The 21,888-nt window shown below is 70.3% G+C and carries 22 protein-coding genes and 1 pseudogene; 18 read left to right on the forward strand and 5 right to left on the reverse strand.

Going from position 1 to position 21,888, the window contains the following annotated elements; translation table 11 throughout:
* Positions 1-61 precede the first annotated feature (61 nt).
* The 9 genes from mltG to ACFXJ8_RS19430 all read left to right on the forward strand — a co-directional run bounded on the left by mltG (position 62) and on the right by ACFXJ8_RS19430 (position 10,171).
* A complete protein-coding gene (mltG, locus tag ACFXJ8_RS19390; protein WP_379645283.1) occupies positions 62-1,204 on the forward strand; it encodes an endolytic transglycosylase MltG in 1,143 nt (380 codons plus the stop codon).
* Between the two features lie 176 nt (positions 1,205-1,380).
* Positions 1,381-2,217 (forward strand): shikimate dehydrogenase, encoded by an 837-nt coding sequence (locus tag ACFXJ8_RS19395; RefSeq protein WP_379645284.1) that lies wholly within the window; start codon positions 1,381-1,383, stop codon positions 2,215-2,217.
* 228 nt (positions 2,218-2,445) lie between these two features.
* Positions 2,446-3,072, forward strand: coding sequence for a translation initiation factor IF-3 (gene infC / locus ACFXJ8_RS19400; protein ID WP_379645311.1), 627 nt, complete (start codon positions 2,446-2,448; stop codon positions 3,070-3,072).
* Between the two features lie 119 nt (positions 3,073-3,191).
* Positions 3,192-3,386: a 50S ribosomal protein L35 gene (gene rpmI, locus ACFXJ8_RS19405; protein WP_379645285.1), complete on the forward strand. Its 195-nt coding sequence runs from the start codon at positions 3,192-3,194 to the stop codon at positions 3,384-3,386.
* A gap of 24 nt (positions 3,387-3,410) precedes the next feature.
* Positions 3,411-3,794 carry a 50S ribosomal protein L20 gene (gene rplT, locus ACFXJ8_RS19410; protein ID WP_354912075.1) on the forward strand — a complete coding sequence of 128 codons (384 nt, stop codon included), beginning with the start codon at positions 3,411-3,413 and terminating at the stop codon, positions 3,792-3,794.
* Between the two features lie 362 nt (positions 3,795-4,156).
* Positions 4,157-4,960 (forward strand): TrmH family RNA methyltransferase, encoded by an 804-nt coding sequence (locus ACFXJ8_RS19415; protein ID WP_379645312.1) that lies wholly within the window; start codon positions 4,157-4,159, stop codon positions 4,958-4,960.
* A 327-nt stretch (positions 4,961-5,287) separates the two neighbouring features.
* Complete coding sequence (locus ACFXJ8_RS19420) at positions 5,288-6,370, forward strand: ATP-binding protein (protein WP_379645286.1); 1,083 nt, start codon at positions 5,288-5,290, stop codon at positions 6,368-6,370.
* Between the two features lie 205 nt (positions 6,371-6,575).
* The gene (gene pheS / locus ACFXJ8_RS19425; protein WP_379645313.1) at positions 6,576-7,616 is read left to right on the forward strand and encodes a phenylalanine--tRNA ligase subunit alpha; all 1,041 of its coding nucleotides are present in this window, start codon (positions 6,576-6,578) and stop codon (positions 7,614-7,616) included.
* Positions 7,616-10,171, forward strand: a complete 2,556-nt coding sequence (locus tag ACFXJ8_RS19430) for a phenylalanine--tRNA ligase subunit beta (RefSeq protein WP_379645287.1) — start codon at positions 7,616-7,618, stop codon at positions 10,169-10,171. Before pheS ends, ACFXJ8_RS19430 begins: the two co-directional genes overlap by 1 nt.
* A 52-nt stretch (positions 10,172-10,223) precedes the next feature.
* Here ACFXJ8_RS19430 and ACFXJ8_RS19435 read toward each other — a convergent pair whose 3' ends face one another.
* A complete protein-coding gene (locus tag ACFXJ8_RS19435) occupies positions 10,224-10,829 on the reverse strand; it encodes a Uma2 family endonuclease (RefSeq protein ID WP_379645288.1) in 606 nt (201 codons plus the stop codon).
* Between the two features lie 76 nt (positions 10,830-10,905).
* Between ACFXJ8_RS19435 and ACFXJ8_RS19440 the strand changes: the two genes are divergently transcribed.
* The 3 genes and pseudogenes from ACFXJ8_RS19440 (at position 10,906) to ACFXJ8_RS19450 (ending at position 11,987) form a co-directional block, all read left to right on the forward strand.
* Positions 10,906-11,139 carry a hypothetical protein gene (locus ACFXJ8_RS19440; protein WP_379645289.1) on the forward strand — a complete coding sequence of 78 codons (234 nt, stop codon included), beginning with the start codon at positions 10,906-10,908 and terminating at the stop codon, positions 11,137-11,139.
* Positions 11,140-11,239: 100 nt separating this feature from the next.
* A pseudogene (locus tag ACFXJ8_RS19445) lies at positions 11,240-11,407 on the forward strand (metallophosphoesterase family protein); the annotation flags it as partial.
* 181 nt (positions 11,408-11,588) lie between these two features.
* The gene (locus ACFXJ8_RS19450; RefSeq protein WP_379645290.1) at positions 11,589-11,987 is read left to right on the forward strand and encodes a metallophosphoesterase family protein; all 399 of its coding nucleotides are present in this window, start codon (positions 11,589-11,591) and stop codon (positions 11,985-11,987) included.
* 76 nt (positions 11,988-12,063) lie between these two features.
* Here ACFXJ8_RS19450 and ACFXJ8_RS19455 read toward each other — a convergent pair whose 3' ends face one another.
* The 4 genes from ACFXJ8_RS19455 to ACFXJ8_RS19470 form a co-directional block, all read right to left on the reverse strand.
* Positions 12,064-13,353 carry an MFS transporter gene (locus tag ACFXJ8_RS19455; protein ID WP_379645291.1) on the reverse strand — a complete coding sequence of 430 codons (1,290 nt, stop codon included), beginning with the start codon at positions 13,351-13,353 and terminating at the stop codon, positions 12,064-12,066.
* Between the two features lie 100 nt (positions 13,354-13,453).
* On the reverse strand, positions 13,454-13,804 hold the full coding sequence (locus ACFXJ8_RS19460; RefSeq protein ID WP_379645292.1) for a nuclear transport factor 2 family protein: 351 nt from the start codon (positions 13,802-13,804) through the stop codon (positions 13,454-13,456).
* A 26-nt stretch (positions 13,805-13,830) separates the two neighbouring features.
* A complete protein-coding gene (locus ACFXJ8_RS19465; protein WP_379645293.1) occupies positions 13,831-14,235 on the reverse strand; it encodes a hypothetical protein in 405 nt (134 codons plus the stop codon).
* A gap of 105 nt (positions 14,236-14,340) precedes the next feature.
* Positions 14,341-15,987 (reverse strand): class I adenylate-forming enzyme family protein, encoded by a 1,647-nt coding sequence (locus ACFXJ8_RS19470; RefSeq protein WP_379645294.1) that lies wholly within the window; start codon positions 15,985-15,987, stop codon positions 14,341-14,343.
* Positions 15,988-16,191: 204 nt separating this feature from the next.
* Here ACFXJ8_RS19470 and argC point away from each other — a divergent pair, with 204 nt between their 5' ends.
* From argC to ACFXJ8_RS19500, 6 genes are read left to right on the forward strand one after another with little or no spacing between them, the layout of a single operon-like run.
* Complete coding sequence (gene argC / locus ACFXJ8_RS19475; RefSeq protein WP_379645295.1) at positions 16,192-17,217, forward strand: N-acetyl-gamma-glutamyl-phosphate reductase; 1,026 nt, start codon at positions 16,192-16,194, stop codon at positions 17,215-17,217.
* A gap of 58 nt (positions 17,218-17,275) precedes the next feature.
* On the forward strand, positions 17,276-18,430 hold the full coding sequence (gene argJ, locus ACFXJ8_RS19480) for a bifunctional glutamate N-acetyltransferase/amino-acid acetyltransferase ArgJ (protein ID WP_379645296.1): 1,155 nt from the start codon (positions 17,276-17,278) through the stop codon (positions 18,428-18,430).
* On the forward strand, positions 18,427-19,299 hold the full coding sequence (argB, locus tag ACFXJ8_RS19485) for an acetylglutamate kinase (protein WP_379645297.1): 873 nt from the start codon (positions 18,427-18,429) through the stop codon (positions 19,297-19,299). Before argJ ends, argB begins: the two co-directional genes overlap by 4 nt.
* Complete coding sequence (locus tag ACFXJ8_RS19490) at positions 19,299-20,471, forward strand: acetylornithine transaminase (protein WP_379645298.1); 1,173 nt, start codon at positions 19,299-19,301, stop codon at positions 20,469-20,471. The genes argB and ACFXJ8_RS19490 overlap by 1 nt, the downstream gene beginning before the upstream one ends.
* The gene (gene argF, locus ACFXJ8_RS19495) at positions 20,464-21,381 is read left to right on the forward strand and encodes an ornithine carbamoyltransferase (RefSeq protein ID WP_379645299.1); all 918 of its coding nucleotides are present in this window, start codon (positions 20,464-20,466) and stop codon (positions 21,379-21,381) included. Before ACFXJ8_RS19490 ends, argF begins: the two co-directional genes overlap by 8 nt.
* Positions 21,378-21,887 carry an arginine repressor gene (locus ACFXJ8_RS19500; RefSeq protein ID WP_379645300.1) on the forward strand — a complete coding sequence of 170 codons (510 nt, stop codon included), beginning with the start codon at positions 21,378-21,380 and terminating at the stop codon, positions 21,885-21,887. Before argF ends, ACFXJ8_RS19500 begins: the two co-directional genes overlap by 4 nt.
* Position 21,888 lies beyond the last annotated feature (1 nt).

The raw sequence follows: 21,888 nt of genomic DNA on the forward strand, positions 1-21,888 counted from the left end.
CCCTTGACGCCAGGCCGTCCGTACCGGGAGATTGGCCACCGCATCTATGAACGATCTCGATATGGACTTTTTGCTAGGCGCCGAGGACGACGAAGGTCGAGCCAGGGGCCGCTCTCGCGGTTCCGGCAAGAACGGTCGTGGCCGACGCAGGCGCAGGCGCCGCAACCGCGGCGGCTTCCTCGCCCCGCTGCTGGCCGTGATCGTCCTGGTGGGCATCATCGGCGGTGGCGGCTACTACGGCTACCTGTGGCTCAGCGACGCGCTGGTGCCCGACGACTTCAAGGGGCCAGGCACCACCGAAGTGGTGATCCAGGTCAAGGACGGCCAGACCGCCGCCGACGTCGCCAAGACCCTGCAGGCGCAGGGCGTGGTGGCCAGCGAGCGCGCCTTCACCAACGCCATCGACGCCGCGGGCAAGAGCTCGGCGCTGCGGCCCGGCCAGTTCACCCTCAAGAAGGGCATGCCGGCCGCCGCCGCCGTCGAGGCTCTCGTGTCGGGCAAGAAGCTGCAGAACACCATCCTGATCAAGGAAGGCAAGCGGCTCACCGAGGTCTTCGACATCCTGGCCAAGCAGACCAAGAAGCCGCGCAAGGAGTTCGTCGAGGCGGCCAAGGACAAGGAGGCCATCGGCCTGCCGTCCTACGCCAAGGGGCTGGAGGGCTACGCCTTCCCCGCGACCTACGAGTTCGAGCCGAACGCCACCCCCACCCAGATGCTCACCCAGATGGTCGACCGCTACACGCAGGCGGCGGGCGCCACGAACCTGGAGGCGGCGGCCAAGCAGCTCGGCCACAGCCCTGCCGAGATCATGACGGTCGCCAGCATCGTGCAGGCGGAGGCGGGCAAGCACGAGGACATGCCGAAGATCGCCGAGGTGATCTACAACAGGCTCTCCCTCAAGCCGCCGATGAAGCTGCAGATGGACAGCACCGTCATGTACGCGCTCAAGAAGTACGGCATCGCCGCCACGCACGCCGAGCTGGAGACCAAGTCGCCGTACAACACGTACATGCACCACGGGCTGCCGCCGGGGCCGATCAGCAACCCGGGCGAGCACGCGATCGAGGCGGCGCTCAACCCCAGCGACGACGGCTACCGATTCTTCGTGACGACCGACCCCAAGAACAGGGTCACGAAGTTCACCGCCAGCGAGGCCGAGTTCTGGAAGCTGAAGCAGGAGTTCGAGCGCAACGGCGGCGGGTGACCTTCTGGGCGGCGTCACCGCGCTCGCCGGGGCCTTCCGTTGGGGCGGCCGGCCACGTGCGCTCGGTGACGCGTATCCCTGGACGGGGCCCGGCCCCGTGCCGGGGGTGGCGCTCGGGTGGGCCTGCCGTACGGGAAGATGGTCTCCTGGACCCCAGGGACACGGAAGGAGCAGGTGTGCGGACCACCGGACGGGCGGCGGTGCTGGGCTCGCCGATCACGCACTCGCTCTCGCCTTTCCTGCACAGGGCGGCCTACGCGGCCATGGGGTTGACCGGGTGGACCTACGAGGTGCGTGAGTGCGACGAGGCCGGCCTGCCCGCCATGCTCGAGGCCGCCGACTGGTCGGGGCTGTCGCTGACGATGCCGCTCAAGCGCGCCGTGCTCCCCCTGCTCGACACCGTCTCCGACCTGGCCGTCGCGGTCGGCGGCGCGAACACGGTGGTGTTCGACGGCAACGCCAGACACGGCCACAACACCGACGTCTACGGGATCGAGCAGGCGCTCGCGGAGGCGGGCATCGCCGCGCCGCGTTCTGCGCTGGTGCTCGGCGGAGGCGCCACGGCCGCCTCCGCGCTGGCCGCGCTTCGCGGGCTCGGCGTCAACGCGGCCACGCTCGTCGTGCGCGACCCCGCGAGGGCGGGGGAGACGGCCGGGGTGGCCGAGCGGCTTGGGGTGGCGCTGGCCGTCGAGACGTTCGACAAGCTCGACGCGCTGCTCGACGTCGACCTGGTGATCTCCACGCTGCCGGGTGGCGCGGCCGACGCCTTCGCCGGGCAGGTGGCGCGGGTGCCCGCGCTGTTCGACGTGGTCTACGCGCCGTGGCCGACGCGCCTGGCCGCCGCGGCCGAGGCGGCGGGCGGGACGGTGGTCGGCGGGTTCCCGATGCTGCTCCACCAGGCGGTGCGGCAGGTGGAGCTGATGACCGGGCGTTCGGACGTGCCGGTCGAAGCCATGCGCGCGGCGGGCGAGGCCGAAATTCTGCGGCGTGCCACCCTCCAGCGGGATGATTAGAAGAACTCTCGTGGTTGTGGTAACGTAGCTCCCTGATCGGTCCGGCATGCCTGCTGGACGCGCAAGCGGAGGTCTCCCTCCCACCTGAGTCGCCAGGAGGCGTCCAGGTAAAGGATCACGCCGGACTTACTCCGGGGAGCTTACGGCCATTTGAGCCGCCAAGCTCAGTGGCCCCGCATGCGCGACGTGCGGGGCGTTTTCGCGTTTACGGACGCGCGGATGCCCGGCATGATCGAGCGCGTAGGGATCGCATACCTAGGAGGCCCCATCAGCACTGAGCCCCGCATCAACGAGCGCATCCGTGTGCCCGAGGTTCGCCTCGTCGGCCCCAACGGTGAGCAGGTCGGCATCGTCTCGATTCACGACGCGCTGAAGCTCGCCCAGGAGGCCGACCTCGATCTGGTCGAGGTCGCGGCCACGGCTCGTCCGCCCGTGTGCAAGCTCATGGACTACGGCAAGTTCAAGTACGAGTCCGCGATGAAGGCGCGCGAGGCGCGCAAGAATCAGGCGCACACGATCATCAAGGAGATCAAGCTCCGGCCGAAGATCGACCCGCACGACTACGAGACCAAGAAGGGTCACGTGGTGCGGTTCCTCAAGGCGGGAGACAAGGTCAAAGTCACGATCATGTTCCGCGGGCGTGAGCAGTCGCGTCCCGAGCTGGGTTTCCGGCTCCTGCAGCGGCTGGCGGAGGACGTCACGGAGCTCGGCTTCGTCGAGTCCCAGCCGAAGCAGGACGGCCGTAACATGATCATGGTGATCGGTCCGCACAAGAAGAAGGCCGAGGCCAAGGCCGAAAAGGCAGCGGCCAAGGCACAGCGTGGCGACGAGGAGCCTTCCGCACCGGAAGAGTGACCCGCAGTTCGGGTTAGCCTTACAGGCAACCCAGCCAGCGCCAGAGGAACAAGCCGCAACCGGGCCGGTCCGCGCCGGCCCGGGATGTCGGCACGGACGAATTGAGGAGAGACGGCGAGATGCCGAAGATGAAGACGCACAGCGGTGCGAAGAAGCGGTTCCGGCTTACCGGTACCGGCAAGCTGAAGCGCCGCCGCGCCAGCCGCGCGCACTACAACGAGTGGAAGTCGTCCACGCTGACGCGCCGTCTCAAGAGTGATGTCGTCGTTTCCGACGCCGACTCCAAGAAGATCAAGAAGCTGCTCGCTAAGTAGCGCAAGTCCCCGGGGAGATAGAACATGGCACGCGTGAAGCGGGCGCTCAACGCCAAGAAGAAGCGCAGGGTCGTCCTCGAGCGGGCGAGTGGTTACCGTGGCCAGCGGTCGAGGCTGTACCGCAAGGCCAAGGAGCAGATGCTCCACTCGATGACCTACGCCTACCGTGACCGCAAGGACCGCAAGGGCGCCTTCCGTCGCCTGTGGATCCAGCGGATCAACGCGGCGGCCCGTCAGAACGGCATCACCTACAACCGTCTGATCCAGGGTCTGCGTCTGGCCAACATCGAGGTCGACCGCAAGATCCTCGCCGACCTGGCGGTCAACGACAGCCAGACCTTCGCGACGCTGGTAGAGGCGGCCAAGAAGGCCCTGCCGGCGAACGTGAACGCTCCGGCTGCTGGCTGATCGTTCCACACGGTCTTTTCACGGGCCCACCGCCCCGTCGGTGGGCCCGTTTTGTTTGCCCGGCCACGGCTCTCGTCTGATCGGCTAGCGGTTGTCTGGTTGGCGGGGAGACTGCGGCGAGCGGGGGAGTCCGGCGCCACCGGCTCGCCGGGTGCATGGGGGTTCTTCCGGAAGGCTCATGTCACCGGTCGGTGAGGTGACGCTTGCCTGGAGAGACCGTGTCACCCCCTGCGAGGGGCTGACTGCCGGATGATCGTCGGCAGAAGTTCCCTCAGCGCGCCTCATGCGGTCGGGAACGGGCTGCGAGGGCTGGACAATGGCTCGTGCGGGGCATGAGCGTTCGACGAGTGGGGGACTGGAGCATGGCGGGATCCGAGCTGACCAACGTGAAGTCGCCGCGGGTGAAGGCCGCGCGCCGGCTGACCAAGCGCGCCTTCAGGGAGCAGGACCGCAAGTTCCTCGCCGAAGGGCCCCAGGCGGTGCGCGAGGCGCTCAAGCTGGACGACGTCGTCGTCGACCTGTTCACCACCGTCGAGGCCGAACTCCGCCACGGCGATCTCATCAGCGAGGCCACGCTCAAGGGCATCCCGGTCCAGCGGGCCAGCGGTGAGGTGATGGCCGAGCTGGCCCAGACGGTCACGCCGCAGGGCCTGGTGGCGATCTGCAGGTTCGTGCACACCCCGCTGGAGGAGGCCGTCACCGAGAGCAGTCGGCTGGTGGCGATGCTCGCGCACGTGCGCGATCCGGGGAACGCGGGAACCGTCATGCGTACGGCCGACGCGGCGGGCGCCGACTCCGTGGTCTTCACCGACGCCTCGGTCGACCCCTACAACGGCAAGTGCGTCAGGGCGAGCGCGGGCAGCCTGTTCCACCTGCCCGTGGTGATCGGCTCGCCGGTCGCGCAGGCCGTGCGGCGGTTGAAGGACAACGGGCTGCGGGTGCTGGCGGCCGACGGGGCGGGCAAGCACACACTGGACGACGTCGACCTGTCGGGCCCGACGGCCTGGGTGTTCGGCAACGAGGCGTGGGGGCTGCCGGAGGAGATCCTGGCGCTCACCGACGACGTGGTGCGGGTGCCGATCTACGGCCAGGCCGAGAGCCTCAACCTGGCGACAGCGGCCGCGGTGTGCCTGTACGCCTCGGCCAGAGCCCAGCGAAACGGCTGACCTGGTCCGAGGGCCGACTCATGGGGTTGACCCCCGACGCGCGTGACCGTGCCGCGTAACGGCGGCGCGCCGGTGAGCTCGCCTGCCGTCTCCCTGGACGGGCGGGCATCCGCGCATCGGGTGGGCTCGGCCCGGCGGCAGCCGTACAGGATGGGCACAGGAGCAGCGGCGGAGACCCTCGCTGTTGGCGGTGAGAGTGGCGGTGGTGAGCCGCGCCATGATCGCTGGGCGTGGGTGCGGAAAGGCGCGCGGCGCAGGGGGTCGCGGGTGCCCTCGGGTGTGGGAAACCCGCTATTGTCGGCCATGTAGGTCGAGGAGGCGGGGTTCGTGCGGGGCGAAGATACCGGTTGGCGGGCGGCCGATCCGGCGTGCACGGTGCCGATCGACGACCTTCCCGACGGTCTCATCGTGACCGACCGCTTCGGCGTGGTCCTCGCCGTCAACAGGGCCGCGGCCCGGCTCACCGGCGTCAGCCCTGAGCGCGCGCTCGGCGGTGACATCAGCGAGGTGTTCCCGTTCCGCGACCACGACGGCCGCGAGTGGTGGAAGTGCCTCGATCCCGAAGGCGGGCTGCGCACCAGGACCAGGGTGCCCGAGCGGCCGCTGCACCTGCCCGGAGGCCAGGAGCTGCACGTGGCGGCCAGGCTGGTGCGCGAGCCCGAGCGCGGCGGCGAGGTCACGCGCGTCACGATCACGCTGCGGGACGGCGGCGCCAGGGCCAGGCTGGAGCGCAGCCGAGCCGACCTGGTCTCCACGGTCGCCCACGAGCTGCGCTCGCCGCTGACCAGCGTCAAGGGGTTCACCGCGACGCTGCTGGCCAAGTGGTCGCGTTTCACCGAAGAGCAGAAGCTCGTGATGCTGGAGACGGTCAACAACGACGCCGACAGGGTCACCAGGCTGATCACCGAGCTGCTCGACGTCTCGCGGATCGAGTCGGGGCGCCTGGAGATCCACCGGGCGGTCGTCGACGTGCCCGCCCGCACCCGCAAGATCATCGCAGGCCGGATCGCGGCGGGCGAGCCCGAGGACCGCTTCAGGCTCTCGGTGGCGGGCGAGCTGCCGGAGATGTGGCTCGACGGCGACAAGATCGACCAGATTCTCGGTAACCTGGTGGAGAACGCGGTGCGCCACGGCAGGGGCACCGTCTCGATCGACATCGAATCCGTTGGCTGGGGAGTCGCCGTGTCCGTGCGTGACCAGGGTGAGGGCATCGCGCCCGAGCTGGCTCCGCGCGTGTTCAGGCAGTTCTGGCGGGGCAACAGCCGCAGGCGCGGTGGCACGGGCCTGGGCCTGTTCATCGTGAAGGGCCTGGTCGAGGCCCACGGCGGCACGATCACCGTGCAGCGCGCGCCCGAGGGCGGGGCCGAGTTCCGATTTACCATGCCCGCCGGGGCCCCCGACTTCGCCTGACGTACGGCGAGCAAGGACCCGACGGGCTTTTCCACAGGTGCGGCGCATGTCCTACCGGTTTTCCACAGGCACGCCTCGCCCCGCACGACCCTTCCTGCCGATCCGACTAGACTCGGGTCCGCTCAAGCCCTGGATACGGAGCTCTCTCTTGTCTGACTACGACCCCGTCGAGGTCACCCCGCTGCACGCCGACGAGCTGGCGCGCATGGAGGCCGAGGCCGTCGCCGCGATCAAGGACGCGGGCGACCTCGACGCACTCAAGCAGGTGCGCCTCGCGCACGCCGGAGACCGCTCGCCGATCGCGCTGGCCAACCGCGAGATCGGCGCCCTGCCGCCCGCTGCCCGCGCCGAGGCCGGCAAGCGCATCGGCGGCGCCCGCAAGGCGATCAACGAGGCGCTCGCGGCGCGCCAGGCCGAGCTGGAGGCCGAGCGCGACGCCCGCGTCCTCGTCGAGGAGACCGTCGACGTCACGCTGCCGTGGGACCGGGCGCCCCTGGGCGCCCGCCACCCGCTGACCACCATGCAGGAGCGCATCGCCGACACCTTCGTCGCGATGGGCTACGAGGTGGCCGAGGGTCCCGAGCTCGAAGGCGAGTGGTTCAACTTCGACGCCCTCAACATCGCGACCGACCACCCCGCCCGCTCCGACCACGACACGTTCTTCGTGGAGTCCACCGACTCGGGCAAGGTGATGCGCACCCAGACCTCGCCGGTGCAGATCAGGGCGCTGCTGCAGCGGGGTGTGCCGGTCTACGTCGTCTCGCCTGGCAAGGTGTTCCGCACCGACGAGCTCGACGCCACCCACACCCCCGTCTTCCACCAGGTCGAGGGCCTGGCGATCGACGAGGGCCTGACGATGGCCCACCTGAAGGGCACCCTCGACAGGTTCGCCGAGGTCATGTTCGGCGAGGGCATCTCGACCAGGTTCCGGCCCAACTACTTCCCCTTCACCGAGCCTTCGGCCGAGATGGACCTGAAGTGCTTCGTCTGCAGGGGCGCCTCGGCCGTCCCCGGCAACCCGCCGTGCCGCACCTGCAAGTCGGAGGGCTGGATCGAGTGGGGCGGCTGCGGCATGGTCAACCCGCGCGTGCTCGTCGCCTGCGGCGTCGATCCGCGCAAATACTCCGGCTTCGCCTTCGGCATGGGCATCGAGCGGACGCTGATGTTCCGCCACAACGCCGAAGACATGCGTGACATGGTCGAGGGCGATGTCCGCTTCACCCTCCCGTTCGGAATGGAGATCTGATGAAGGTCCCGCTTTCCTGGCTGCGGGAGCACGTCGACCTCCCCGCCGTCACCGCGCACGAGGTGGCGGACAAGCTCACCGCCGCCGGCCTCAAGCTCGAGAGCATCGCCGCCCACGGCCACGACGTGAAGAACGTGGTGGTCGGCGAGGTGCTCACGGTCGAGGAGCTGACCGGTTTCAAGAAGCCGATCCGCCACTGCCTGGTCGAGGTCGGCGAGGCCGAGCCGCGCCAGATCGTCTGCGGCGCCGCCAACTTCGAGGCGGGCGACCGAGTGCCCGTCGTGCTGCCGGGCGGCGTGCTGCCCGGCGGCTTCGAGGTCGGCGCGCGCAAGACCTACGGCCGCCTGTCCGAGGGCATGATCTGCTCCGAGCGTGAGCTGGGCCTGGGCGACGACCACCACGGCATCATGGTCCTGCCCAAGGACACCCCGATCGGCACCGACGTGGTGGAGCTGCTCGGCCTGCGCGATGACGTGCTGGAGCTGGAGATCACCCCCGACATCGGCTACTCCCTGTCGATCAGGGGCGTGGCGCGCGAGGCGGCCACCGCCTTCGGCGTCGCCTTCCGCGACCCGGCGGCCGTCGAGCTGCCCGCCGACACCGAGCCGTCCTACCCGGCCTCGATCGGCGACCCGTCCACGTGTGACAGGTTCGTGCTGCGCGAGGTGCGCGACTTCGACCCGTCGGCGCCCAGCCCGCTGTGGATGCGGACCAGGCTCACCAGGGCCGGCATGCGGCCGGTGTCGCTGGCCGTCGACGTCACCAACTACGTGATGCTGGAGCTCGGCCAGCCGCTGCACGCCTTCGACCGCTCGAAGCTGACCGGCGAGATCGTCGTACGGCGGGCGGCCCAGGGCGAGACGCTGGAGGCGCTCGACCACGTCGTCCGCAAGCTCGACCACGACGACATCCTGATCACCGACGGCTCGGGCGCGATCTCGATGGCCGGCACCATGGGCGGCCTGCACACCGAGATCTCCGACGACTCGACCGACATCGTGATCGAGGCGGCCCACTTCTCGGCCACCGGCATCGCCCGCATGTCCCGCAGGCACAACCTGGTGTCCGAGGCGTCCAAGCGGTTCGAGCGGGGCGTCGACCGCGAGCTGCCGCTGGTCGCCTCGTGGCGGGCGGTGCAGCTGCTGACCTCGCTCGGCGGGGCCACCGCGGTTCCCGGCGTCACACACGCCCAGACCGAGGTCTCGCCCGTGCGGATCGCGATCCCGACCTCCCACCCCGGTGCCGTGGCCGGCGTGCCGTACTCCCGCGAGACCGTCGTCACCCGCCTGGAGCAGGTGGGCTGCACGGTCGTGCCGGGCTCCGACCCGGCGCCGCAGCGCGGCGGCGTCGACGCCACCGGCGTGGTCTCGGGCGGCGACACCGACGGGCTGCTGGCGGTCACCGGCGACGACATGATCACGGTGACGCCGCCGTCGTGGCGTCCCGACATCACCGACCCCAATGACCTGGCCGAAGAGGTCATCCGGCTCGAGGGCTACGCCAACCTGCCGTCGATCCTGCCCAAGGCGCCCGCGGGCGCGGGCCTGACCGAGGCGCAGCGCCTGCACCGGCGGGTCGGCCGGGCGCTGGCCGCCGCCGGCTATGTCGAGGTGCTCGCCTACCCGTTCGTCGGCGAGCGCGACCTCGACCACCTGCAGCTGCCTGACGGCGACGACCGCCGCAATGCCGTACGGCTGGCCAACCCGCTGTCGGAGGACGAGCCGCTGCTGCGCACCACGCTGCTGCCCGGCCTGCTCAAGACGCTGGTGCGCAACGTGGGCCGCGGCTTCGGCGACGTGGCGCTGTTCGAGACTGGCCTGGTCTACCGGCCGGGCCAAGGCGTGGCCGCCAAGGCGCCCGTGCTCGGCGTCGACCACCGGCCCTCGCCCGAGGAGCTCCAGTCGATCGAGGCGGCGCTGCCCAGGCAGCCGCAGCGGGTCGCCGTCGTGCTGGCGGGCGAGTTCGAGCGCTCCGGCTGGTGGGGCCAGGGCCGCCAGGCCACGTGGGCCGACGCAGTCCAGGCCGCCAGGCTGGTGGCGGGCGAGGCGCGCGTGGAGCTGGCCGTGGTCGCCGACCAGCACGAGCCGTGGCACCCCGGCAGGTGCGCCGCCCTCTACGTGGGCGACGTGCTCGTCGGCCATGCGGGTGAGCTCCACCCCAGGGCGATCGAGGCGTACGGCCTGCCGCCGCGCACCTGCGCCATGGAGCTGGAGCTGTCCCGCCTGGAGGCGGCCATGCCCGGCCCGGTCGATACTCCTCCTGTCTCCTCCTACCCGATCGCCACGCAGGACGTCGCGCTGATCGTCCCCGACTGGACTCCTGTCGCGGACGTGGAGGCGGCGCTGCGCGAGGGCGCGGGCGAGCTGCTGGAGTCGGTGCGGCTGTTCGACGTCTACACCGGGGCGCAGGTGGGCGAGGGCAACAAGTCGCTGGCCTACACGCTGCGCTTCCGCGCGGCCGACCGCACGCTGACGGTGGAGGAGACCACCGCCGCCCGCGACGCCGCCGTCGCGATGGCCGCCGACCGCGTCGGCGCGCAGCTGCGCGGGGTGTAGGAGAACATGCGAAAGGGGGCCTTTCGGGGCCCCTTTTCGTGTCGCCCGGACTTCAGAGCTGGTCGATCTCGGTGAGGTCGATGTCGAGGTCGAACGGCACGGTGAGCTTCAACCTGTCGTGGTGGATGCCGGTGAGCGCATAGACGGAGGTGGCGGGGTCGAGCTGGTAGACGTAGACAACGGTTCGATTCGCATCGTTTTCTACGCGCCAGAAATGCTTGATGCCGGCTTCCGCGTAGAGCAGTGGCTTGCGCTTACGGTCGCGCTCCTCTGAGTCGGGTGACTCGACTTCGACGACCAGCAGGACATCCTCGGCCTCGAAGAAGGTGGTGTCTCGCTCGATCCGCGTCTCAGGCCTGAGCACCAGCATGTCAGGCTCCGGTCGCTGACGGGGGCCGAGTTTGACGCCCATCTCCCTGCGCACCCTGTGTCCTGTGGGGACGCTGTCGAGCAGACCCTTCTGGAGGACGTACATGATCGACGTGTGGAAGTCGCGCTGCGGGCTCACGAACACCAAGCTTCCGTCAATCAACTCGGTGTGCGCAGGCAAATCCGGAATGTGATCGAGATCCTCCGCGACGAACCCCTCGGGCGGGGGAAAGACCCAGTCGGGCAGCGAGGGAGGCTTCGTCACCGGGATCACCGCTTCGGCCGTCATATGTCTACGGTAAGCAATCTACGCCGTACCCGCCTGGCGAACGGGGAAGCAGGGCCGGGCTCTAGGCTTTGCGTCCATGAGGCAGTTGCTGGTGTTCGCCGAGCGCGACGACGCCGAAGAGGTGGCCGAGACGCTGGCCGAATGGTTTCCCAGGCTCGGCGTGCCCGCCGTTGTCAAAGAGACGCTCGCGGGCGAGGACGACGCTGAGGACGCGCAGTGGCTCGTCGTGGTCGAAGGGCTCGACGAGGCGCAGCTGCCCCAGGTCGACGCGCTGGTGGAGGAGCGGGAGGGCTGGCGCGAAAACGGCTGACCGTCCGCGGTGGCGGAGCGGGGAGGGGCATGCGGTCGATCGTTCCGCCGCCGGTGAAAGCCCTTGAGTGGCGCGCGGTCGATCCAGCAGCGTGAAGGGCATGCGTGTCGCCGTACTCTCCGACATCCATGGCGTCCTTCCCGCACTGGAGGCCGTGCTGGCCGAGCCCGATGTGGCTGCGGCCGACCTGCTCGTGCTCACCGGTGACATGGCGGCGGGTCCGCAGCCGGTCGAGACGCTCGACCTGCTGGTCTCGCTGGGGAAGCGGGCGCTGTGGGTGAACGGCAACGCCGACCGCGAGCTGGTGGAGGTCGCCCACGGCAAGCCGAGCGCGTACCCGATCTCGCAGTGGGCGGGCGAGCGGCTGCGCGATGACCAGGTGAAGCTGCTGGCGGGCCTGCCGCTCTCGCGGGGAGCTGGAGCTCGGCGCGCTCGGCACCACGCTGTTCGTGCATGCCACGCCGCGGCGCGACGACGAGATGATCCTGGTCGACAGCACCATCGAGCGGTGGTCCGAGGTGCTCGACGGCGTCGGCGCCGACACGGTCGTGGTGGGCAACACGCACATGCCGTTCGTCAGGCTCGTCGACCGCAGACTGGTGGTCAACCCGGGCTCGATCGGCATGCCGTACGGCACGGCGGGCGCCCACTGGGCGCTGCTCGACGCGGAAAGCGGCGCGGTCACGCTGCGCCGCACCCCGTTCGACGCGCCAGCGGTGGCCGAGCGGATCGTCGCGGAGAGCGGTTTCGACGGCGCCGCCCAGTGGGTGGCCGACTACATCACCGCGATCCACTCCGACGTGGAGGCGTTGCGCGCGTTCGGCAAGGTCGAGGGCAGACCCGCCTAGCGATACGCCTCCGCGGTTCGGGCTCGGCGTGGTGTGGGCGCCTCCCGTGGGGATGCCCCGTGAACCCGGCATCGGCTCACGCTGGGGCGGCCTCCCTGCGGGCCTTCTCCGCCAGCGCGTGTTCGCTGGTCCTGGCGTCGTAGGTGCGGAAGGACGGCAGTAGCCACGCCAGCAGCGCCACCGAGCCCACGCACAGCAGCCCGCCCACACCCAGCGAGAACCTGGCACCGCCCATCTGCGCCATCAGCCCGGCCCGCGCGTTGCCGAGCATCGGGCCGCTGGCGTAGGAGAGCAGCTCGATGCCCGCCAGCCGACCGCGTAGTTCCTCAGGAATGGTCTGGTTCCACATGGTCATCCGGAAGATGCCGCTGACCATGTCGGCGGCGCCCGCCATCGCGAGACAGAAGAAGATCGCCCAAATGTTGGGGATCACCGCCGCGAGCGCGATCGCCACCCCCCACAGCGCGGCTGCCAGGATCACCCCGAGACCCTGCCGTTGCACGCGCGCCGCCCAGGCCCCCGTGAGCGAGGCGACGAGCGAGCCGACGGCGCCGGCCGAATACAGCAGGCCGAGCGCCTGCGGCGCGCCGTAGTGGTCGACGATGAACGGGAACAGCGCCGTCGACATGGCGAACACCATCGCGGCGATGTCGACCAGGTAGGTGCCCACCAGGTCGCGCCTGCTGACGGCGTAGCGGACGCCCTCGACCAGCGACCGCAAGGATGCGGGAGCGGCGTCCTCCTTCGGCGGCACGGCCCTGATCCGCCACAGCAGCAGCAGCGAGAGCACGAAGCTGACCGTGTCGAGCGCGTAGGCGGTGGCCACGCTGAACGTGGTCACCAGCAGACCGCCAAGAGCGGGCGCGGTGATCGCTCCGACGTTCCAGCGCAGGCTGGCCAGCACCGCCGCCGACCCGAGCTGATCGTGCCTGACGACCTGCGGGATCAGCGCCTCCAGGCTCGGCCGCTGCAGGCTGGCCAGGCCGGCGGACAGCGCGCCGACCACGTACAGCACCCAGACCTGCGGCGAGGGCAGCATCGCGTTGAGCGTCAGCAGCGCCGAGGTGACCATCAGCCCGACCTCGCCCAGCAGGATGACCTTGCGCCGGTCGATCGCGTCGGCGATCGCGCCGCCCCACAGCCCGCAGATCACCATCGGGACGAACTCTGCCAAGCTCACCAGACCGACCGCGACGTAGGAGCCGGTCAGCTCCTTCATCTGGTACGGCACCGCGACCATCGTGATGAACGTGCCGAACATGGTGATGACGCCTGAGGCCATCAGCAGCCGGTAGTCGCGGGAATCGCGCAGCGGGCCCAGGTCGATCGTGAAGTGGGCGAGCAGGCGCTTGAGTCGGTCGGACACGAGAATTCATTCTGTTTTGGGCCGCTGGCCAGCGCAAACGGTTTTCCCCCGAACATGCCGAAGGCCCCCGGGAGGTCCGGGGGCCTTCGATGAAGCGCTTTCAGCCGGGCACATTGTCCAGGAAGCCGAGCACCTGGCGGATCCTGCCGTCCTCGGCCAGCCTCACCACGTCGAACCCGACGACCAGCGCCTCACCGCCCGCGGGGCCGAGGTGCCAGGTGAAGCGGACCAGGTCGTGGTGGGCGTCGTGCAGCTCGCCGGGGGTGAAGACCAGGCCGGGGAACATCTCCTGGGCTCCGGCGATCACCGCGGCGATGCCCTCGTGGCCCGCCACGTCGGCCAGCGGGTCGGTGTAGGTGGCGTCCTCGGTCCAGAGTTCGGCGACGGCCTTGGCACGGGCCTCGGCGTCGGTCTCGTTCCACGCGGCCAGGTAGCGCTCAACGATCGTCATGATGGTTCGTCCTTTCGAGAGTGCGGTCAGCGGGCGGCCTTGCGCAGGCCCATGATCTGCAGTTCGGCGAAGGCGCCGACGACGAGGGCCTGGGCGATCGCCCAGATCGCGCCGATGGTGGTGAACTCCACGAGGCCGGTGACGACGGCGGCGACGCTGCCGAGGGTCCAGGCGATGTTCAGGCCGATCACGACCTGGGTGGCGGCCCTGTTGATGTTCGGCCGGCTGGCCAGGAGACCGACGGCCGCGCCGTACACGAGGAGGAAGACGCCGATCCCGCGCAGGAGCCCGGCGTCGGGGCCGAGCAGGTCGCCGACCGGGCTGGCGGCGGTCAGGTAGATCAGCCCGTTGCCGCCGGTGATCACAGCGTCCGCGGCCAGGGCCAGGCGCAGGAAGGTGGTCCGGTTGGCGGTGGCGGTGAGGGTGGTCATCGGTTGCTCCTTCGGAGATCGTGTCGTTTCCGATGGAGCAACCGTGTCACCCGGGACATCACTCGCGCGATTACGCGTGAGGTAATGCCGAAGGGCAGCAAGCCCTCAGAGGGCCAGCACCTCCTGACGCAGCCGGGTCTTGAGGATCTTCCCGCCGGGGTTGCGCGGCAGCTCCGCCTCCCTGAACCAGTAGTGCGCCGGCACCTTGAACCCGGCGATCCGCTCCTTCAGGAAAACCGTCAGCTCCTCGGCCGTGGCGGCCCCCGACAGCCGGATCACCGCCCCGACCTCCTCGCCCAGCTCGTCGTGCGGCACTCCGATCACCGCCACGTCGTCCACCGACGGGTGCTCGAACAGCGCCGCCTCCACCTCGGCGCAGTACACGTTCTCGCCCCCGCGGATCACCATGTCCTTCGCCCTGTCGACGATGTACACGAACCCCTCGTCGTCCACCCGCGCCAGGTCGCCGGTGTGCAGCCACCCGTCGACGAACGTCTCGGCCGTGGCCGACGGCTTGTTCCAGTACCCGAGGATGACGTTGGGCCCGCGCAGGCACAGCTCGCCGACCTCACCGGCGGGCAGGGAGGTGCCGGCCGGGTCGCAGACGCGCACGTCGACGACGGCCGAGGGCAGCCCGATGCTGTCCGGCTTGCGGGCGTAGTCGGCGCCCGAGTTGTTGATCGCCAGCGCGGTGGTCTCCGTCATGCCGTACCCGTTGCTGGGCGCGCGCCCGGGCAGTTCGGCGTTGATGCGCTCCATGAGCTTGGGCGGGGCGGGGGCGCCGCCGTAGGAGATGCCGCTGAGCGAGGACAGGTCGTACTTGCCCACATCGGGGTGCGACAGCAGCTGCCAGGCGTTGGTGGGCACGCCGGTCATGCCGGTGATCTGCTCGCGTTCGATGAGCTGGAGCGCGAGCCCGGGGTCCCACTTGTACATGAGGACGAGCCCGCCGCCGGTGAACATGGTGCCCATGAGGACCGCGAAGCAGCCCGTCACGTGGAACAGCGGCACTGTCAGCAGCGTCACCCGCCGCTCGCCGGAGGCGCCCGCGGGGTCCTTGCCCGCCATGACGACCGCTCTGAGCAGCGAGTAGGCGACCGTCATCGGCGCCTGGCCGAGGTTGCGGTGGCTGCCGAGCGCGCCCTTGGGCAAGCCGGTCGTGCCCGAGGTGTAGAAGATCGTCGCGGGATCCTCCGGTGACAGGTCCACCTTCGGCAGCGTCACATCCGCCCTGACCTCGCCCATGACGTCGTCCCACGACCGGCCTGGGCCCGTGCCCCTGGTGACGATCATCGCCACGCCCGTGTCCGCCAGCCGTTCGGCCCGCTCGCCGTCGGCGATCAGCACCTTGGCGCCGGAGTCGGAGACCCCGTAGGCGAGCTCCTGCGCGCTCCACCAGGCATTCAGCGGTACGGCTATCGCCCCCGCCGCCAGCACGGCGGAGAAGGAGACGACCCACTCGGGGTAGTTGCGCATGGCGATCGCGACCCGGTCGCCCTTGGCGACGCCGTAGTCCTCGACGAGCCTGCGCGCCAGCGTCGCCGCCCGCCGGTAGTGCTCCTCGTAGGTGATGCGCTCGTCCTCGTAGACGAGGAATACCTTCTCGCCCTGGAAGCGGCTGTTGTCGAGCATCGTGCGGAAGTGTCCTGGTGCGTGCTTCCACGTGCGGATCCCGGAGCCGAGCTCCTCGGTCTCGAACAGCTGCCCCTCTGCTGTGAGCTGGGCCTGGACCTGGGCGTGCGTGATGCTCATCGGCAAGAACTCCCGCGTGCTCTGTTGACCGGAGATTTTCACAGTACCGACCGGTAGGTACGTCGCGCTAGATCCTTAGTTCTGAGTGGTTATGCACTGCATGGGCGATTTGCTCTGACGGTGCCGCGGCGTGTCCGGCTTGCATGACTATCAGCTCGCATGCATAATCTTCCTAAGCAAGAACATGAGTAAGGGTGAATGAGTATGCAGCGTGTGGCGATCGCCGGAGCCAGCGGCTACGCCGGGGGTGAGCTCGCGCGTCTCCTGCTCATGCACCCTGAGCTGGAGATCGGCGCGCTGACCGCGGCGACGAGCGCGGGCAGCCCGCTCGGCGCGCACCAGCCGCACCTGCCCCAGCTGGCCGGCCGGATCATCCGGGAGACCACCGCCGAGGTCCTCGCCGGTCACGACGTGGTCTTCCTCGCCCTCCCGCACGGCCAGTCCGCCGCGATCGCCGCCCAGCTCGGCGACGACACGGTGGTCGTCGACTGCGGAGCCGACCACCGGCTCGCCGACCCCGCCGCGTGGGCCGAGTTCTACGGCGGGACTCATGCCGGCACCTGGCCGTACGGCCTGCCCGAGCTTCCCGGACAGCGCGACCTGCTCAAGGCCGCGCGGCGCATCGCCGTACCCGGCTGTTACCCGACGGCCGTCACCCTCGCGCTGTTCCCCGCCTTCGCCGCGGGCATCGCCGAGCCCGACGTGGTCGTGGTGGCCGCCACCGGCACCAGCGGCGCCGGCAAGGCGCTCAAGCCGCACCTGCTCGGCAGCGAGGTGATGGGCTCGGTCAGCGCGTACGGCGTCGGCGGCGTCCACCGTCACACGCCCGAGATGGAGCAGAGCCTGTCGGCCGTGGCGGGCGTCCCCGTCACCGTCGCCTTCACCCCGATGCTGGCCCCGATGAGCCGCGGCATCCTGGCCACCTGCACCGCTCCCGCCACGCCCGGCCTGACCGCGGCCGAGCTGCGCGAGGCCTACGAGAGCGCGCTGAAGGACGAGCCGTTCGTCACGCTGCTGCCCGAGGGCGTCTGGCCCGCCACCGCGATGACCTACGGCGCCAACACCGCCGCCCTGCAGACCGCGCTGGACGAGCGCGCGGGCCGCGTGGTCGCCGTCATCGCCATCGACAACCTCACCAAGGGCACGGCGGGCGGCGCGATCCAGAGCGTCAACCTCGCCCTCGGCCTTCCAGAAGAGCTCGGCCTTCCCCAGAACGGAGTCGCCCCGTGAGCGAGCGAACCATCAGACACTGTGTGTTGACGCTCACGCGTCCGACGAAGGAGGAAGCGTGAGCGTTACAGCGCCCCTCGGTTTCAAGGCAGCAGGTATCGCGGCAGGCATCAAGGCCAGCGGCCACCGCGACCTGGCCCTCGTCGTCAACGAGGGGCCCAGCCGCGCCGCGGCGGGCGTCTTCACCGCCAACCGGGTCAAAGCGGCCCCCGTCCTGTGGTCGCAGCAGGTGCTGGCCGGCGGCAGGGTGCGCGCGGTCGTCCTCAACTCCGGCGGCGCCAACGCCTGCACGGGCCCCGAGGGCTTCCAGGACACCCACGCCACGGCCGAGAAGGTCGCCGAGGTGCTGGCCGACTCGGCCGGCGAGATCGCGGTGTGCTCCACCGGCCTGATCGGCGAGCGGCTGCCCATGCAGACGCTGCTGGAGGGCGTCGACAGCGCCGCGACCCAGCTCTCCCGTGACGGCGGCCTGGCCGCCGCCGACGCCATCCGCACCACCGACACCGTCTCGAAGATCTCCTTCAAGCGCGGCGACGGCGGCTACATGGTCGGCGGCATGGCCAAGGGCGCCGGCATGCTCGCCCCCGCGCTGGCCACCATGCTCTGCGTGATCACCACCGACGCCGACCTGACTTCCGACCAGCTCGACGCGGTCCTGCGCAAGGCCACCGCCAAGACCTTCGACCGGCTCGACGCCGACGGCTGCATGTCCACCAACGACACCGTCCTGCTGCTGGCCAGCGGCGCCTCCGGCGTCACGCCCGACCTCGCGGAGTTCGAGAAGAAGATCACCGAGGTCTGCGCCGACCTGGCACGGCAGCTGCTGGTCGACGCGGAGGGCGCCTCCAAGGCGATCGCGATTGAGGTCGTCGGCGCCGCCAGCGAGGACGACGCGGTCAAGGTCGGCCGTACGGTCTCCCGCTCCAACCTGCTCAAGTGCGCCATCCACGGCGAGGACCCCAACTGGGGCCGCGTCCTGTCGGCGGTCGGCACCACCGACGCCATCTTCGAGCCCGACCGGATCAACGTCGCCATCAACGGCATCTGGATCTGCAGGGGCGGCGCCGTCGGCGACGACCGCGCCAAGGTGGACATGCGCCCGCGCGACGTCACCATCACCGTCGACCTGTCGGCGGGCCCGCACTCGGCGACGATCCACACCACGGACCTGACCGCCGCGTACGTGCACGAGAACTCGGCCTACAGCTCATGAGGGCCAACGGAGCGCTCGCCAAGGCGAGCACGCTGATCGAGGCGCTGCCGTGGCTGGCCCGCTTCAGCGGCGCGACCGTCGTCATCAAGTACGGCGGCAACGCCATGACGGAGCAGTCGCTGAAGGAGGGCTTCGCCGAGGACATCGTCTTCCTGCGCTACGCCGGCCTCAAGCCCGTCGTCGTGCACGGCGGAGGGCCGCAGATCAACGCCCAGCTCGACCGGCTCGGCATCGAGTCGACGTTCACCGCGGGCCTGCGGGTCACCACCCCCGAGGCCATGCAGGTCGTCAGGATGGTCCTGGTCGGCCAGGTCAACCGCGACGTCGTCGGCCTGATCAACCACCACGGCCCGTTCGCCGTCGGCATGTCGGGCGAGGACGCCCACCTGTTCACCGCCGAGCGCAAGCACGCCATCGTCGACGGCGAGCCGGTCGACATCGGTCAGGTCGGCGAGATCGTCAGGGTCGACCCCGGCGCGGTCAGGGCGATGCTCGAGGACGGTCGCATCCCCGTCGTCTCCAGCGTCGCCCGCGGCGACGACGGCCAGATCTACAACGTCAACGCCGACACCGCCGCCGCCGCGCTGGCCGTCGCGCTCCAGGCGCAGAAGCTGATCGTGCTCACCGACGTCGAGGGCCTGTACGCCAACTGGCCCGCCGACACCGACGTGATCGACCAGCTCAAGGCGGCCGAGCTGGCCGAGATGCTGCCCACGCTGTCCAGCGGCATGGTGCCCAAGATGGAGGCCTGCCTGACCGCCGTGCGCGGCGGCGTGCCCCAGGCCCACGTCCTCGACGGCCGCGTGCCCCACTCCCTGCTGCTCGAGATCTTCACCGACCACGGAATCGGAACCATGGTGATGCCCTGATGAAGAACCTGTACGAGAGGTTCGAGAACGCCTTCATGCCGAACTACGGCGTCCCGCCGCTGGCTCTGGCCCGAGGCGAGGGCACCACGGTGTGGGACGTGGACGGCCGGCCGTACCTCGACTTCATCGGCGGCATCGCGGTCGACTCGCTCGGCCACGCCCACCCCGCGCTGGTCGAGGCAGTCTCCAGGCAGGTCGCCACCATCGCCCACACCAGCAACCTGTTCCTGCACGAGCCCGAGGTGCTGCTCGCCGAGAAGCTGCTGGAGCTGCTGAAGGAGCCCGCCAAGATCTTCTTCGCCAACTCCGGCACCGAGGCGAACGAGGCCGCCTACAAGCTGTCGCTCAAGTACGGCAAGGCCACCGGCCGCTCCTACTTCGTCGCCACCGAGAACGGCTTCCACGGCCGCACCATGGGCGCCCTGTCGCTGACCGGCAAGAAGGCCATCCGCGACCAGTTCGGCCCGTTCCCCGTCGAGGTGCGCTTCGTGCCGTACGGCGACGCCGACGCGCTCGCGCAGGCCGTCACCGACGACTGCATCGCCGTCTTCCTGGAGCCCACGCAGGGCGAGGCGGGCGTCGTGCCGCCGCCGGACGGCTACTTCAAGGCCGCCCGCGAGATCTGCACCTCGACCGGCGCGCTGCTGGTCGCCGACGAGATCCAGTCGGCCATCGGCAGGACCGGCCACTGGTTCGCCCACCAGGCCGACGGGGTCGTCCCCGACATCCTCACCCTGGCCAAGGGCCTCGGCGGCGGGCTGCCGATCGGCGCCTGCCTCGGCTTCGGCCCGGCCGGCACGCTGTTCGCGAAGGGCGATCACGGCTCGACGTTCGGCGGCAACCCCGTCTCGTGCGCCGCCGCGCTCGCCGTCCTGGCCAACGTCGATCTCGAACACGTCAACCGGGCCGCCGACCTGCTGTGGTCGGGTCTGGAAAGTGTGCGGCACCCGCTGCTGAAGGGCGTGCGCGGGCGCGGCCTGTGGCTGGCGCTCGTGCTGAACGAGCCGATCTCGGCGAAGGTGCAGGAGGCAGCCCAGCAGGCGGGTTTCCTGGTCAACGCCCTGCAGCCCGACGCGGTACGGCTCGCCCCTCCGCTGGTGGTGACCGCCGAGGAGATCCAGTCCTTCGTCGCCGCCGTCCCCGCGATCCTCACGGAGGCCGCCAATGCCTAGGCACTTCCTTAGGGACGACGACCTGTCGCCCGCCGAGCAGGCCGAGGTGCTCGACCTGGCCGCCGCGATGAAGAAGGACCCGTACGGCTACCGCCCCTTCGAGGGCCCCAAGACGGTGGCGGTCCTGTTCGACAAGCCGTCCACCAGGACCCGCGTCTCCTTCGCCGTCGGCATCGGCGAGCTCGGCGGACTGCCCATGATCATCGACGGCGGCACCTCCCAGCTGGGCCGCGGCGAGCCGATCGAGGACACCGCCAAGGTGCTGGAGCGCCAGGTGGCCGCCATCGTGTGGCGGACCGGCGGCCAGGAACGCATCGAGGCCATGGCCTCGGCGTCGGGTGTACCGGTGGTGAACGCGCTGACCGACGAGTACCACCCCTGCCAGATCCTCGCCGACCTGCAGACCGTCAGGCAGAGCTTCGGCAGGACAGCGGGGCTGACGCTGGCCTACTTCGGCGACGGCGCCAACAACATGGCCCACTCCTACCTGCTCGGCGGCGCGACCGCGGGCATGCACGTGCGCATCGCCGCCCCCTCCGGCTTCCAGCCCGACCCCGCGATCCTGGCCAGGGCCGCGGCCATCGCCGAGCAGACCGGCGGCAGCGTCGTCGCCCACCAGGACCCCATCGTCGCCGCGCACGGAGCGGACGTCGTCGCCACGGATACCTGGGTGTCCATGGGGCAGGACGGCAAGGAGGAGCGCGTGGCGGCGCTCATGCCGTACCAGGTGAACTCCGCGCTGATGGCCCACGCGGCGCCCGGGGCGATCGTGCTGCACTGCCTGCCCGCCTACCGCGGCTACGAGGTCAGCGCCGAGGTGCTCGAAGGGCCCAGCAGCGTGGTGTGGGACCAGGCGGAGAACCGGCGCCACGCGCAGAAGGCGCTCCTGCAGTGGCTGGTGGCTCGATGACAATTCCCATGACCAAGGTGGCGCGGCAGGCGAAGATCACCGACCTGTTGCAGCGCCAGGCCGTGCGCTCCCAGCCTGAGCTGGCCAAGTTGCTGGCCGAGAGCGGGGTCGAGGTCACCCAGGCCACGCTCTCCCGCGACCTGGACGAGCTCGGCGCGCTCAAGCTGCGTGCCGAGGACGGCTCGCTGGTCTACGCGCTGCCGGGCGAGGGCGGCGGGCGCATCCCGCTGGCCCGCCTCGGCACGGGCGAGTCGCCGGCGGCCAGGCTCAACCGCATCGCCGAAGAGCTCCTCGTCTCCGCCGAGGCCTCGGCCAACCTGGTCATCGTCAGGACGCCGCCCGGCGCCGCCCAGTTCCTCGCCTCCGCCATCGACCACGCCGACTGGGAGTCCATCCTCGGCACCGTGGCCGGAGACGACACCATCCTCGTCATCAGCCGCGACCCGCAGGGCGGCCGGTCGGTGGCCGACAGCCTGCTCAACATCGCCAACCGTAAAGGATCATGAT

The sequence above is a fragment of the Nonomuraea sp. NPDC059194 genome, from assembly GCF_042754765.1.
In the GTDB taxonomy this organism is placed as follows: Bacteria; Actinomycetota; Actinomycetes; order Streptosporangiales; family Streptosporangiaceae; genus Nonomuraea.

Bases quoted from the DNA above. Each gene is read 5' to 3' on its own strand.
- mltG (WP_379645283.1), top strand. From the start codon at position 62: ATGGACTTTTTGCTAGGCGCCGAGGACGACGAAGGTCGAGCCAGGGGC.
- infC (WP_379645311.1), top strand. From the start codon at position 2,446: ATGATCGAGCGCGTAGGGATCGCATACCTAGGAGGCCCCATCAGCACT.
- rpmI (WP_379645285.1), top strand. From the start codon at position 3,192: ATGCCGAAGATGAAGACGCACAGCGGTGCGAAGAAGCGGTTCCGGCTT.
- rplT (WP_354912075.1), top strand. From the start codon at position 3,411: ATGGCACGCGTGAAGCGGGCGCTCAACGCCAAGAAGAAGCGCAGGGTC.
- ACFXJ8_RS19415 (WP_379645312.1), top strand. From the start codon at position 4,157: ATGGCGGGATCCGAGCTGACCAACGTGAAGTCGCCGCGGGTGAAGGCC.
- pheS (WP_379645313.1), top strand. From the start codon at position 6,576: ATGGAGGCCGAGGCCGTCGCCGCGATCAAGGACGCGGGCGACCTCGAC.
- ACFXJ8_RS19430 (WP_379645287.1), top strand. From the start codon at position 7,616: ATGAAGGTCCCGCTTTCCTGGCTGCGGGAGCACGTCGACCTCCCCGCC.
- ACFXJ8_RS19435 (WP_379645288.1), bottom strand. From the start codon at position 10,829: ATGACGGCCGAAGCGGTGATCCCGGTGACGAAGCCTCCCTCGCTGCCC.
- ACFXJ8_RS19440 (WP_379645289.1), top strand. From the start codon at position 10,906: ATGAGGCAGTTGCTGGTGTTCGCCGAGCGCGACGACGCCGAAGAGGTG.
- ACFXJ8_RS19460 (WP_379645292.1), bottom strand. From the start codon at position 13,804: ATGACGATCGTTGAGCGCTACCTGGCCGCGTGGAACGAGACCGACGCC.
- ACFXJ8_RS19465 (WP_379645293.1), bottom strand. From the start codon at position 14,235: ATGACCACCCTCACCGCCACCGCCAACCGGACCACCTTCCTGCGCCTG.
- ACFXJ8_RS19470 (WP_379645294.1), bottom strand. From the start codon at position 15,987: ATGAGCATCACGCACGCCCAGGTCCAGGCCCAGCTCACAGCAGAGGGG.
- argC (WP_379645295.1), top strand. From the start codon at position 16,192: ATGCAGCGTGTGGCGATCGCCGGAGCCAGCGGCTACGCCGGGGGTGAG.
- argB (WP_379645297.1), top strand. From the start codon at position 18,427: ATGAGGGCCAACGGAGCGCTCGCCAAGGCGAGCACGCTGATCGAGGCG.
- ACFXJ8_RS19490 (WP_379645298.1), top strand. From the start codon at position 19,299: ATGAAGAACCTGTACGAGAGGTTCGAGAACGCCTTCATGCCGAACTAC.
- argF (WP_379645299.1), top strand. From the start codon at position 20,464: ATGCCTAGGCACTTCCTTAGGGACGACGACCTGTCGCCCGCCGAGCAG.
- ACFXJ8_RS19500 (WP_379645300.1), top strand. From the start codon at position 21,378: ATGACAATTCCCATGACCAAGGTGGCGCGGCAGGCGAAGATCACCGAC.